Source organism: Mesorhizobium sp. M0862 (genome assembly GCF_040319795.1).
Lineage (GTDB): Bacteria > Pseudomonadota > Alphaproteobacteria > Rhizobiales > Rhizobiaceae > Mesorhizobium.
In genome coordinates, this window is the sequence record NZ_JAMYOJ010000019.1 from 37,310 (window position 1) to 50,030 (window position 12,721).

Annotated in this window: 12 protein-coding genes; 2 read left to right on the forward strand and 10 right to left on the reverse strand. The window is 64.2% G+C overall.

Translation table 11 applies throughout. The features are described 5' to 3' along the window. Nucleotides 1-76: 76 nt before the first annotated feature. Nucleotides 77-502 (reverse strand): OsmC family protein, encoded by a 426-nt coding sequence (locus NKI15_RS24425; protein ID WP_023670508.1) that lies wholly within the window; start codon nucleotides 500-502, stop codon nucleotides 77-79. Nucleotides 503-721: 219 nt separating this feature from the next. On the opposite strand from NKI15_RS24425, the gene NKI15_RS24430 reads away from it, so the two are divergent. Both NKI15_RS24430 and NKI15_RS24435 read left to right on the forward strand, forming a co-directional pair. Further along, a complete protein-coding gene (locus NKI15_RS24430; RefSeq protein WP_023726056.1) occupies nucleotides 722-937 on the forward strand; it encodes a hypothetical protein in 216 nt (71 codons plus the stop codon). Further along, nucleotides 934-1,290, forward strand: coding sequence for a YciI family protein (locus NKI15_RS24435; protein WP_023698373.1), 357 nt, complete (start codon nucleotides 934-936; stop codon nucleotides 1,288-1,290). Before NKI15_RS24430 ends, NKI15_RS24435 begins: the two co-directional genes overlap by 4 nt. Before the next feature lie 16 nt (nucleotides 1,291-1,306). On the opposite strand, the gene NKI15_RS24440 is transcribed toward NKI15_RS24435, so the two are convergent. The 9 genes from NKI15_RS24440 to NKI15_RS24480 form a co-directional block, all read right to left on the reverse strand. Continuing rightward, complete coding sequence (locus tag NKI15_RS24440; protein WP_352515137.1) at nucleotides 1,307-2,914, reverse strand: GMC family oxidoreductase; 1,608 nt, start codon at nucleotides 2,912-2,914, stop codon at nucleotides 1,307-1,309. Next, nucleotides 2,911-4,449: an FGGY-family carbohydrate kinase gene (locus NKI15_RS24445; RefSeq protein WP_352887250.1), complete on the reverse strand. Its 1,539-nt coding sequence runs from the start codon at nucleotides 4,447-4,449 to the stop codon at nucleotides 2,911-2,913. Before NKI15_RS24445 ends, NKI15_RS24440 begins: the two co-directional genes overlap by 4 nt. Then, nucleotides 4,442-5,284 (reverse strand): class I fructose-bisphosphate aldolase, encoded by an 843-nt coding sequence (locus NKI15_RS24450; RefSeq protein WP_352515135.1) that lies wholly within the window; start codon nucleotides 5,282-5,284, stop codon nucleotides 4,442-4,444. Before NKI15_RS24450 ends, NKI15_RS24445 begins: the two co-directional genes overlap by 8 nt. Continuing rightward, nucleotides 5,196-7,004 (reverse strand): glycerol-3-phosphate dehydrogenase/oxidase, encoded by a 1,809-nt coding sequence (locus NKI15_RS24455; protein WP_352515134.1) that lies wholly within the window; start codon nucleotides 7,002-7,004, stop codon nucleotides 5,196-5,198. The genes NKI15_RS24450 and NKI15_RS24455 overlap by 89 nt, the downstream gene beginning before the upstream one ends. 76 nt (nucleotides 7,005-7,080) lie before the next feature. Further along, the gene (locus NKI15_RS24460; RefSeq protein ID WP_352515133.1) at nucleotides 7,081-8,076 is read right to left on the reverse strand and encodes an aldo/keto reductase; all 996 of its coding nucleotides are present in this window, start codon (nucleotides 8,074-8,076) and stop codon (nucleotides 7,081-7,083) included. Next, nucleotides 8,066-9,046: a sugar-binding transcriptional regulator gene (locus NKI15_RS24465; protein WP_352515132.1), complete on the reverse strand. Its 981-nt coding sequence runs from the start codon at nucleotides 9,044-9,046 to the stop codon at nucleotides 8,066-8,068. Before NKI15_RS24465 ends, NKI15_RS24460 begins: the two co-directional genes overlap by 11 nt. Nucleotide 9,047: 1 nt before the next feature. After that, nucleotides 9,048-10,034, reverse strand: coding sequence for an ABC transporter permease (locus NKI15_RS24470; RefSeq protein ID WP_031193170.1), 987 nt, complete (start codon nucleotides 10,032-10,034; stop codon nucleotides 9,048-9,050). A gap of 17 nt (nucleotides 10,035-10,051) precedes the next feature. Continuing rightward, nucleotides 10,052-11,578: a sugar ABC transporter ATP-binding protein gene (locus tag NKI15_RS24475; RefSeq protein WP_352515131.1), complete on the reverse strand. Its 1,527-nt coding sequence runs from the start codon at nucleotides 11,576-11,578 to the stop codon at nucleotides 10,052-10,054. 70 nt (nucleotides 11,579-11,648) lie between these two features. Beyond that, nucleotides 11,649-12,620: a substrate-binding domain-containing protein gene (locus NKI15_RS24480; protein WP_352887280.1), complete on the reverse strand. Its 972-nt coding sequence runs from the start codon at nucleotides 12,618-12,620 to the stop codon at nucleotides 11,649-11,651. Nucleotides 12,621-12,721: the final 101 nt, after the last annotated feature.

The following is a 12,721-nucleotide window of genomic DNA, read 5'->3' on the forward strand; positions in this document are numbered from 1 at the left end:
GCGCGACGGATCGCTGGCCTCTGAAAATGCAAACGCCGGCGTTAAGCCGGCGTTTCTCACTTCGAATCCCTTCGTTTCACCCCAGCTTCGCGTCGAGCGATACTTTGATGGCGCCGAGTGCCTTCGAAACCGGGCACTCCGCCTTGGCCTTCTCGGCCAGTTCCTTGAACTTCGCCGCGTCAATGCCCGGCACCTTGCCGATCAGGGTGATGGCGCTGCCGGTGATGCCGGTGCCGGGCACCAGCGTCACCACCGCCTTGGCGTCGAGCTCGGTGGCGGGCGTGCCGTTCTCGGCCAGGAAATGCGACAGCTGCATGGCGTAGCAGCCGGCGTGTGCCGCAGCGATCAACTCTTCGGGATTGGTGCCGGATTTGCCGCTCTCGTCCTCGAAGCGAGCCTTGAACGAATAGGGCGTGCCCTTCAAGGTGCCGCTCTGGCTGTCGAGCGTGCCCGTGCCCTCCTTCAGATTGCCTTTCCAGACGGCGTTTGCGGTGCGGTCCATAAGATTCTCCTTGATTACAGCGACAGCGCCGGCCACGCGGCGTTCCCTCCAACTATAGCGCGGCGGCAGGGGAAGACCACCGCGCTGTTTCGGCCGGATGCGACGCCGGCGAGCCCTGCAAATCTTTTCTGAAAAATGTGCGTGCAAAAATGTCGACTTGCATCGGCGCCGGCCGTCCTGCGAGCGTCCACGGATTCTCGTGGCGGATGGAGATCCAAGATGAACAATCTGTTTTCTGCCCATTGGAACGACGCCGACAAAAGCGCGCGTCTACGCGAGATCGAGTGCTCGCGATCTTCCGGCTTCGGCCGGCTGCTTGCTGCGGTCGCCGTGATCGGCATTGCGGTCTGCGTGCTCGACCACGCTGCTGCCGGCAAGGATGCCGCCGGCACCGTGATCGCCTATGGGTCGTCACAGCAAGGGAGCTGGAAATGAAATATGTCTGTCTGGTCTACGGCGAGGAAAAGGACCTCCATGCCATGACGCCGGAGCGTCTGGCCAAGCTCGACGCCGATTCGATGGCCTATGACCGGTCATTGGACCAGCAAGGCAAGCTGATCATCGCGCAGGCGCTGCAATCGGTGAAGACGTCGAAGACGGTGCGGCGGCGCCAAGGCAAGCGGCTGATCACTGACGGTCCGTTTGCCGAAACCAAGGAGCAGTTGCTTGGTTTCGTCATGATCGAAGCCGACACTCTCGACAAGGCGCTGGAGATCGCCGGCAAAATTCCGCTGGCCGAAATCGGCACCGTCGAAGTCAGGGCGATCTACGACGTGCCGGGGTCGTAAGGCAGCAGCGGCGAGGTCATGCAGGCCGGCGGATCATATCCGCCGCCTTCTCGGCGATCATCACCACTGGCGAGGCGGTGTTGCCGGAGACGATGCGCGGCATGATCGAGGCGTCGACGACGCGCAGGCCCTCGACACCGGTCACCCGCAGGTCCGGGCTGACGACGGCGCGGCCGTCGACACCCATCCGGCAGGTGCCGACCGGGTGGAAGATGGTCGTCGCGATCGAGCCGATCTGGTGCAGCAGGTCCTCGTCCGACTGGTGGGCGAGGCCCGGCAGGATCTCCTCCGGCTGGAAACCGGCAAGCGCCTTGGCGGTCATGATGCTGCGCGCCTGGCGCACCGAGCGCAGCGCGATCTCGCGGTCGCGCACCGTAGAGAGGTAGTTCAGCCGGATCTCGGGCTGCACGGCCAGGTCGCGCGTCGTGGCATGCACGGAGCCGAGGCTGTCGGGGCGCAAATTGCAGACCGACATGGTGATTGCCGGGAACGGGTGCAGCGGGTCGCCCAGCCGGTCGGTAGACAAGGGCTGGACGTGGTACTCCAGGTCCGGCGTCGCCATCGACGGATCGGATTTCGAGAACATGCCGAACTGGCTCGGCGCCATCGACATCGGTCCCGAGCGGCCAAAGGCATATTGCAGCGCGATCGTCGCCTTGCCGCTCAGGCTGTTGGCAAGCGTGTTGAGTGTCAGCGCCGCCGACACTTTATAGACGGTACGGATCTGCAGATGGTCCTGAAGGTTCTCGCCGACGTTGGGGCTGGCGTGAACCACATCGATGCCGAGCGCGGCGAGGCGATCCGGCTCGCCGACCCCGGAAAGCTCCAGCAGTTTCGGCGTGTTGATCGAGCCGGCGGTCAGCAGCACCTCGCTCCTGGCCTTTGCCTCTATGGCTTGGCCGCCGGCGCGGTAGCGGACGCCGATAGCACGCTTGCCCTCGAACAGCACTGTCTCGACATGCGCGTTGACGACCAGCCGAAGGTTGGGCCGTCGCAGCGCCGGGCGCAAGAATGCCTTGGCTGTGTTCCAGCGCACGCCCTTGCTCTGGTTGACTTCGAAGAAGCCGGACCCCTCATTGTCGCCGTCATTGAAATCCTCGCGCGGCATGATGCCGAATTCCTTGGCCGCCTCCTGCACCGTGTTCAGGATCGGCCAGGACAGGCGTTGCCGCGCCACTTTCCATTCGCCGCCGGAGCCATGCAGCTTGGTCTTGCCGCCATGATGGTCCTCGGATTTGAGGAAGTAGGGCAGCACATCGTCCCAGCCCCAGCCGACATTGCCCATCTGCCGCCAGCCATCGTAGTCCGCCGCCTGGCCGCGCATGTAGATCATGCCGTTGACCGAGGTGCAGCCGCCCAGCACCTTGCCGCGGGGATAGACCAGCGAGCGGCCGTTCAGGCCGGCTTCGGGGGCAGTCTTCATCATCCAGTCGGTGCGCGGATTGCCGATGCAATAGAGATAGCCGACCGGGATATGCACCCAGTGATAATTGTCGCTGCCGCCGGCCTCGAGCAGCAGCACGCGCGTCGCCGGGTTTTCGCTCAGCCGATTGGCCAGCACGCAGCCCGCCGTGCCTGCGCCGACGATGATGTAGTCGTAGTCGCCATCGAGCCGTTGGGTCATTGCGGTGGTTTACTCGGCGGTGTTCTACTCGGTTCTGCCGCCTGTTCGGCCCAGAACGATCGCAGCGTATCGGCAAGGCCGCAATAGGCGCGATAACGCCTGTTGTAGTGGTCCTGCATGGCCGGGTTCGGACGATAGGCGGCGCTTGACCGGGTCATGGCGTCGACGCCGGCCTCATAGTCGGCGAACAGGCCGGCCGCGACCCCGGCGCCGATTGCCGCGCCAAGCGCGCCGGTCTCGCGCGCCTCAGGCACGGTGATCGGCACCCCAAGCCCGTCGGCGAAGATTTGCGGCCAGTGCTCGCTGCGCGAGCCGCCGCCGGATAGCACGGCTCTTTCGAAGCCGACGCCGGCTTTTTTCAAGACTTCGATGTGGCGCCGGTGCTCGAACATCACGCCCTCGAACAATGCGCGCAACAAATGGCCTTCCCCGTGCCAGCCGGCGAGGCCGTAGAAGCCGGCGCGAAACTCCGCCCCTTGTCCGGAGCCGTAGAGAAACGGGTGGAAAATCGGATCGTCCCAGGCCGGCGTCACCGCGCCGACAGCCGCGTTGCAGTGGCCGAACGGATCGTCATAATGGGCACCGCGCTCGACGAATTCGCGCACATACCATTCGAGATTGGCGGCCGATGTAGCGCTGGATTCGATATTGACGAAACGGCTGGGGCCGAAGCGCGCCACCATGAAAACATCTGGGTCGCCAACCGGCGTAGTGGAGAAGACCTGATTGACCGACCAGGTGCCGGCGATAACAGAGGCTTCGCCGGGGCGCACGACGCCCGCCCCCATGGCGCTGGCGACGACGTCGAAATAGCCTGCGATGACCGGCATGCCTTCCGCCAGTCCGGTCTCTTCAGCCGCTTGCGCGGTGACCGCGCCGGCGATGTCGGCGCTGTCGAGCAATCGAGGCAGTTTGGCCTGCGCATCCTCGATGCCGTAGAGCGCGAGAAGCTCGGAATCATAGACGCCTTCGGGCATGCGGACGAGGCCGCAGCCGGACATGTCGGAGACATCGCTGACACGCTCGCCCGTCAAGCGGAAAGTGATGAAATCCTTGCACAGCATCGCCGTGCCGGTTGCGGCATAAAGGTCGGGCGCATGCTGCTTGACCCAGGCCAGCAAGGTCGGCGTCTGCGCCGGCCACGGCTTTTGCAGGCAGATGGCGTGCAGTGCCTCGGCATTGCGCGACGCCAGGGACGCCGCCATGCCGGCGGCGCGGGTGTCGAGCGACTGGATGCCGATCAGCGGTTCGCCGGCACGGTCGACCAGATAAAGGCCGTTGCCATGGCCGGCGCAGCCGACGGCGGCGATCTCGCGGGCATCGATGCCGGCCTGCGCAATGCAGGCGCGTATGGCGTCGCGCGCAGCGGCCCACATGCCGCCGAGGCCGCGCTCGACATAGCCGGGTTGCGGCGTGTGCGAACGGCCGGCGACCGCATGCATGGCGAGCTGCCGTCCCGTATGATCGAACAGCACCGCCTTGATGATGGTGTTGCCGGCGTCGAGGCCGAGCAGATAGGCGGCTTGATCAGCCATTGTTGTAGATGTCCCAAGCCTCTTCGCCGCCGGCGTCGTTGTGGATCATCGCCATCAACGCACTCACTACCGCCTTCGGATTGGCATGCTGATAGATGTTGCGGCCATAGACCAGCCCCTTGGCGCCTTGTCTGAGCAGGGCTGACGATTTTGCCAGCACCGTCTTGAGATCGTCCTTGCCGCCGCCACGCACCAGCACCGGCACGCGTGCCGCCTCGACGACGCGGTGGAAATCTTCCGCGTGCTCGGTCGGGTCGGCCTTGATGATGTCGGCGCCCATTTCGGCGGCGAGCCGCACCAGCGTTACGATCTTTTCCGCATCGCCGTCGACCTGGTAGCCGCCCCTGATATCGTTGGGCAGCATGACCAGCGGCTCGATCATCAACGGCATGCCGTATCGCTGGCAGGCGGCGCGGACCTTGGCGATGTTTTCGACGCATTGGCGAAACAGCTCCGGCTCGTCGGGCAGCATGAACAAATTGACGACGACGCAGGCCGCATCCATCTCCAGCGCGCCGATGATCGGCTCGTCATAATTCTGCAGCATCGACCACATCACGCGGTGGCGCTGGGCATTGTAGGGGTTGCCCATGTCGATGCGCATGACCAGCGCCGGCTTGTCCTTGTCTTGCCGCGACTGCAAGAGGTCGGCCTGGCCATAGGTCAGCTGCAACGCGTCGGGCCCTGCCGCGATCAGCGTGTCGATGACACGTGGCATGTCCTCCAGGCCAACGAGAAACCCCGGCTCATTGCAGACGCCGTGATCGAGCGCCACGTCGAGGCAATTGCCGTTGGTGAACATCCGGTTCATCCGGGCCTTGGTGCTGACTTTCATGTTCTGCTCCTGGGATCGTGCGTTGGTCGAGCATCTCTTGCGAGACGCCGTGATAGGTGTCGAGTTCGGCGATGAGACTTTTTATCTCCTCGTCGCGGTACGGATCGCTCCAGCCGCGTTCGGCGGCCAGTACATCGGCGATGCGCTCGATTGATACCGTCGAGATGTCGCCGGCAATGGCGAGCGACGTGCGGCGCAAGACAACATCCGAGAGGCAGGTCACGAACTCATGCCGGGCGAGATAGACGATCTCGGCCGTCGTGGTTTCGGTCCTGTCGTCGAGCCTGATATCGTCGGGACGTCCGAGGCAGAACAGGATGATGTCGCGCGCGCCGCTGCCGTAGCGATCGACGAGATACGCGGCGCGGTCGGTACCGATCGCGAACTCACCGGCGAGATCGGCTGCCATCGATTCCAGATCTGCGGGGAAACCGAGGCCGCCGCCGATCGGCAGCGCCAGCGTGCCGCGAATGCGCTCGCGGCCAAGCTCGGCCAGCACTTCGTCGGCCGCCTGTTCGGCGAAGGCGCGGAAGGTCGTCCACTTGCCGCCGATCATGCAGAACTGCGGGATGCCGCCGGCTATGCGATGCACGGAATGGCCGCGCGATATCCTGCCGGTGAAGGCATGGTCGCTCTTCGGCAGCGGCCGGATGCCGCTATAGGTGAAGACGACGTCGGCGGCACGGACCGGAATGGACGGGAATACCAACCGCGCCGCCGCCAATATGTAGTCGGTCTCGGCCGGTTCGCAGCGCACGCGCCCGGCTTCGCTGACGCGGATATCCGTCGAGCCGACCAGCACCTTGCCGAGATAGGGAAACATGATGCAGACGCGACCGTCGGCATTCTCGAAGAAAATCATGTGACCGCCGAGCGCACGGTAGAGCGGCTCGTTGTCGAGGATGAGGTGCGAGCCCTTGGTGCCCTCGACCAGGGGCGACGCGGGCTTTTCGGAGGCGTCGAGCCGGGCGATCGCCGAATCGAGCCAGGCGCCTGTCGCATTGACGATCGCCTTGACGGTCACGGCGAAACGTTCTCCGCCAGCCGTGTCGGTGAGTTCGAAGGCCGACCCTACCCGCGCAATCTCGGCGCGATTGAGCGCGAGGCTGTCGGGCGCCAGGCGTGCGGTATCGAGCAGCAATTCGATGCCGAGCCGTTCGGGGTAGCTGATCCAGGCGTCGTAATAGGTAGCGGAAAAGCGCAGTTTGGGATCGAGCGCCGGCCATTGCGCGAAGGTCGCCCTGGCGCCACGGAAACTGTGGCGCGGCAGCACCCGGCGCTTGCGCGTCGTCCAGTCGTAGAGCGCGAGGCCTGCCTTGATCGCCAGCGCGCCGCGGCTGGAAGGCGTTTCTGAAAAGCCGAGAAAGCCTGCCGCGCCGTTCATCAGCCCGGAGAAGACGGAGCGGATCGGAATTGTCGTCGGCAGCGGCCGCACCATATGCGGCGCATTGGCCAGCAGCGCGTCGCGTTCGCGCAGCGATTCCTGCACCAGGCCGAACTCGCCATTCTCGAGATAGCGCAGGCCGCCATGGATCATGCGCGAGGGTGCCGCACTGCAGCCCGAACAGAAATCGTTGCGTTCGACCAGCAGAACTCGGAGACCCTGCAGCGCCAGTTCGCGGAAAACGCCGATGCCGTTTATGCCGCCGCCCATGACGACGACATCGAACGCGCCGTTGCGGCGGATCGTGTCGAGGATGACGGTTCTCTGATCAGGCATGGCTTTGCCGGGCAAGGTTGGCCGTTCTGCCGTCCGGTGGACGGCAGCTCAACTTGGTTCGGGTTACTGGTGGCGGTCAGGCGTCGAGATTGGTCAGATGGCGGCTGGCGGCCTCACTGATCTGGTTGATCTCCTGTCCCGACAATTTGATGCGGCCGGCCTGCGCGTTTTCCCTGGCTTGCTGCGGGCTGCGCGCGCCGCAGAGTGAGAAGGTGATGCCGGGCTGCTGCAGCGTCCAGGCGATGACCACCTGCGCCTCGCTGGCGCCGTGCGCCTCGGCACTCGGCCTGATCGCTTCCATCAGCGCTGCCACCTTGCGGCGGTTGGCGAGCGAGAAGCGCGGATTGTCGTTGCGCTGGTCGTCGCCGGTAAAGACGCGGTCGGGACCGATCTTGCCCGAGAGCAGACCGAGCGCCAGGGAGGAATAGCTGAGCACCGACACGTTGTTCCCGGCGCAGAAGGGCAACAGGTCTTGTTCCATGTCGCGCGCAACCATGCTGTATTCCTGCTGGACCGCATCGAGCTGGCCGGCCGCGAGATAGGCCTTCACATCGGCGACGCTGACATTGCTGGCGCCGATGGAGCGGATCTTGCCCTGGGTTTTCAGCCGGTCGAGCGCTTCCATCGTTTCAGCGACCGGCGTCGTCGGATCCTGCCAGTGGGTGATGTAGTGGTCGATGTGGTCGGTGCCGAGACGGCGCAGGCTCTGCTCGACTTCGTAGACGACAGAGCCGGCACCGAGATAGCGATGCACGGGCGCGCCGTCATAGTCGAAGAAGTGGTTGCCCTTTTTCGCGTGCCAGATCAGCCCAAGCTTGGTGGCGAGCACGACCTTGTCGCGGCGGCCCTTGATCGCCTTGCCGACGATTTCCTCGGACAGGCCTTGGCCATAGGCAGGCGCGGTGTCGATCAGCGAAACGCCTTCGTCGATCGAGGCGCGGATGGTGTCGATCGACTGCGCCTCATCGGTGCCGCCCCACATCCAGCCGCCAATGGCCCAGGTGCCAAGGCCGATTGCGGAGGCGGATATTCCCGACGCGCCAATGGTGCGCGTCAACATTTCAGGCGACATTGCGTATGCTCCCCGCATTGCTCAGGACTGCATTGGCCGTCTCTTCGTCGACGACCAGTGATTTGAGATAGTTGCCGCGAAGCGCGGCACGGATCGGCCAGATCTTTTCGGCGCCGCTGGCCACCCCCATCACCGACCGGCAGCGGCCAAGTTCCGAAGGCGCCAGCGCCACCAGGCGGTCATTGGGCGGGTAGTCGGCCAGCGCGCCGTCGTCGCGGATCAGATGCGCAAGGAACTCGCCGACCGCGCCGCTGGCGGCGAGTTTTTCGCGGTCGGGATCGAGGCCTGGGTGGAGGTCGTAGTAGCTCGATCCCGGCGTCTGAATCGACCCGACGCCGACCAGCGCGATCGCCGCCTTGCGCGCCAGGTCGAAGATCTCGCGCACCGAGGCCATGTCCAGCAGGAGATCGCGCTGCTCGCGGCTTTCGGCAAAGAGTGGCGCATGCAAGAGCATGCTGGTGCCGCCGAGGCGTTCGGCCAGCCGCGTCGCCAGATGGTTGACGTCGGTATAGTGCTTGCCCTGGACGCCGCCGGTCAGCGGCACGACGGTGACGTCGAAGGCGCGCTCGGGCTGCAGGTTTTCGACCAGCGCGCTGATCGCCTTGCCGCCGGTAATGGCGATGACGTCGCCGTCGCGCAAAGTCTCGAGCAACTGGTTGGCCGCCGCGCGCCCCACCTGCTGCAGCGTGCTGTCGGGACTGCCGGCCACGGTCGGCGTCACGATCGCGGCTGCCAGTTGCGCGACCTCGATCAGCTGCTTTTCGATGTCGACGAGGCGCTGGAACGGGCTCTCGACCGCGATCCTCAGCATGCCGAGCTTGCGCCCTTGCGCGATCAGCCGATTGACTTTCGACGCCGAAAGGTTGAGCGCCGCCGCAATGTCGTTCTGCTTCATGCCGTCGACGAAGTGCAGCACCAGAACGGTGTGGATCTGCCGGATCGCCTCGAAATCTTCCCTGCCGTCCGCCATCTCAGCCCCGCCGCTTGTTGAAGTAGTAATCGGCGGTGACCGCCGTCAGCAGAATGGACCCGCGGATGATGTCCTGCCAATAGACGGACACGTCGAGCAGAGCGAGCGAGCTTGAAACGACGGAGAGCAGGATGGTGCCAAGGATGGCGCCGAGAATGGTGCCGGAGCCACCAGTGAGGCTGGCGCCGCCGATCACCGCGGCGGCGATGACGTTCAGCTCCATGCCGGCGCCGAAGGTCGGCTGGGCCGAGCCGAAGCGGGCCATGTAGATCACGCCGGCAAAGCCGCACAGCGTCGAGCACAAAGTTGTCGTCAGGAACACGACCTTCTTGGTGCGAATGCCGGAATAGGCGGCCGCCTTCTCATTGCTGCCGGTGTAGAAAACTTTGCGGAACATCGTCGTGCGGCGCAGCATGAAGTCGGACAGGATGACGAAGACGATGAAGATGATGATGACGACCGGAATGCCGCCAATGGCGCCCTGGCCGATGAATTTGAACTCGGGCGGCAGGGTATAGAGCCCGAGCGGGCGGCCGCCGGTGCCGAGCAGGCAGAGCCCGCGCGCAATCACCATCACGGCCAGAGAGACGATGAAGTGGTGCAATCCCACCCTGGTGACGAAGAAGCCCATAAAGGCGCCGATGCCTGCACAGGCCGCTATTGCAATCAATGATGCCAGCCAGGGGTCGACGCCGCCGAGGAAGAGCAGGCCGGCAATGACCATGGCGAGTGCGGTGACCGAACCGACCGAAAGGTCGATGCCGCCTGAGATCAGAAGGATCGTCATGCCGACGACGACGATGCCTTCGACCGCGAAGGCCATCGCCATCGCCCGCATGTTGTCCCAGGTCAGGAAGTACGGCGATGCGAACGACATGACCGCAAAGAGCACGGCGATGATGAGGATCAGACCGGTCTCGCGCATCCTGATCAGGCCGCCAAGCCTTTCACCGAACCCGATGCGGGCCGGCGGCGTCACGCTGTCCATGCTTTCCCCCACGATGCTCATGCGGCGCTCCGTTGCCGGCCGTCATCGGCAAGCGATGCCAGGACCATGATGTTTTCTTCGGTCATTTCCGCGCCGGTGACCTCGCCGGTGAGGCGTCCCTCGCGTACGATCAGCACCCGGTCGCAGACACCGATCAGTTCCGGCAGTTCCGACGAGATGACCACGATGCCGACGCCGTCGCGCGCCAGTTTGCGCAGGATCCGGTGGATTTCGGCCTTGGCGCCGACATCGACGCCGCGCGTCGGCTCGTCGAGGAAGATCACTTTCGGGTCGACCGACAGCATCTTGGCGATCGCCACCTTCTGCTGGTTGCCACCCGAGAGCGTCGAAACCGGCTGGCCGACGTGGCCGCATTTCAGCGACAGCTGCCTGCCGATGGTTTCCGCCCGCTGCTTCTCGTGGCGGTCGTTGATGAGGCCGAAGCGCGTCGAGATCCGATCCACCGCCAGCGCCGAGATGTTGGCGGCGATCGACATGTCGAGGAACAAGCCGTCGCCCTTGCGGTCCTCGGAGAGGTAGACGATGCCGGCGGCGATGCTGTCGCCATAATGGGCCAGCGACAGCGGCTTGCCATGCAGGCTGACATTGCCGGTCACCTGACCCTCCAGCCGGCAGATACCCCGAACGATCTCGCTGCGACCGGCGCCGATCAGGCCGCCAATGCCGAGGATTTCGCCCTTGCGCAACTGGAAGCTGATGTCGCGGAAGGTGGTCGTCTCGCAGAGGTTGCTGACCTCGAGCAGAATTTCCTCGGACTGCTCGTCGCCGCGCAGCTTCTCGGGATAGAGGCTGTCGATGACGCGGCCGACCATGGACGCCACGACCTGTTCTGGCGTCGTCGCCGATATGTCGAGCGTGGTGATGTACTGGCCGTCGCGCAGCACCGTGACGCGGTCGCAGTTTTCGAAGATTTCGGCCATGCGGTGCGAGATGTAGATGATGCCGATGCCTTCGCCGGCAAGCTGGTGGATGATCTCGAACAGCTTCTTGGCCTCGCGCTCGGTCAGCGCGGCGGTCGGCTCGTCGAAGATGAGGATGCGGCAATCGAGCGTCAGCGCCTTGGCGATCTCGACCAGCTGCTGCTGGGAGATCGACAGGCTGCGCACCATCGCGGTCGGATCGATGTTGCCAAGTCGCGCCAGGATGGCTGTCGCACGTTTCTCGAGGTCGCGGTAATTCATCAGCAGCGCCTTGCTGGCGTTGGTGATCGACATGAAGATGTTTTCGGCCACCGAGACATCGGGGCAGAGCGCGATCTCCTGATGAACGAAGCCGATGCCGAGCTTTTGCGCCGCCAGCGGCGAGGGGATCGAAACGGAGCGGCCATCGATCTGGATGTCGCCGCTGTCGGGCGGCAGTATGCCGTCGATCACCTTCATCAACGTCGACTTGCCGGCGCCGTTCTCGCCGGCAATGGCGTGGATTTCGGCGGCGCGCAGCTCGAAACCAACATCGCGCAACGCACGGACAGGGCCGAACGATTTGCGGAGGCCGGATATTTTGAGGAGGGCCGGGATTTCCACTTGTGTGCTCACCTGCTCAGGGAGGGATAAGGCAACCGCGCCGGATGGCGCGATTGCCTGATGGACGCGATTAGCTGGGATCGCGGCCCTGCATGTACTTGTTCAGGTCGAACGAGTCGGCATTCTCCTTGGTGATGACGGCAAAGCCGTTATCGGCGAAGGGGATGCTCATCGGGTTGTGGCCCGACGTCTTGTAGTCGTTGAACGGGTCGATCAGTTCCGGATGCGCCGCCATGAAGGTGGCGACGAAGCCGAGATAACCCTGCATTCCCTGGTTCGGGCTCAGCGCCATGTGGATGTTGCCGGCCTTGATCTGCTCTAGCGTCGCCGGGGTGATGTCGGCGTGCATGATCAGCACCTTGGCCTTGGCTTCGAGAACGGCCGCGACCGCGCCTTCGGCTGAACCGGCTTCCGGAATCCAAAGCGCCTTGAGGTTCGGGTTGGCTTGCAGCATCGAGGCCACCGCCTTGTTGGCGACATTGGCGTCCTGGTTAGAGGCCTGGCGTCCGACCAGCTTCATCTTCGGATAGTTCTTGGCGAGATAGTCGATTAAGGCGGTGACGCGCAGATCGTGGTTGCTCTGGCCGGGGTTCTCAAGCACGCCATATTCGGCGTCGTCGCCGACCTGCTTGACGATCTCCTCGGCGGCAAACTTGGCTTCCGCCAGATTGTCCGAGGTGATGTAGGAGACGCGCTTGGATTTTGGCGAGTCGGAGGCGAAGGTGACGACGGTGGTGCCGTTCTCGATGGCGCGGTTGATCGGCTCGATGAACGGATCGGCCTGCATCGGGTGCAGCAGCACGCCGGCCGGCTTCTTGATCAGATCCTGTTCGAAGGAAGCGATCTGCTTGGCGATGTCATAGTCCGGCGTGCCCGAAAACACTGTCTTGCAGCCCATCGCCGCAGCCGCCTGCTTGAAGCCCTGATAGACCGGCACCCAATAGGGATGCGCGGAGACCATGACGTTCATCACGTAGGTCTCATCCGGCTTGCACTGAAACTTGCTCTCTGCCGACGCTGGCATCGCCAGGGTCAACGTCATCACGGCGGCGCTCAGCGCGCCCACCAGCCCAATCCTGTTCATTCTCTCCTCCGGGTTCCCCGACGATGAAAGCCTCGTCGCATCAGCTTTGCAAGAAATTT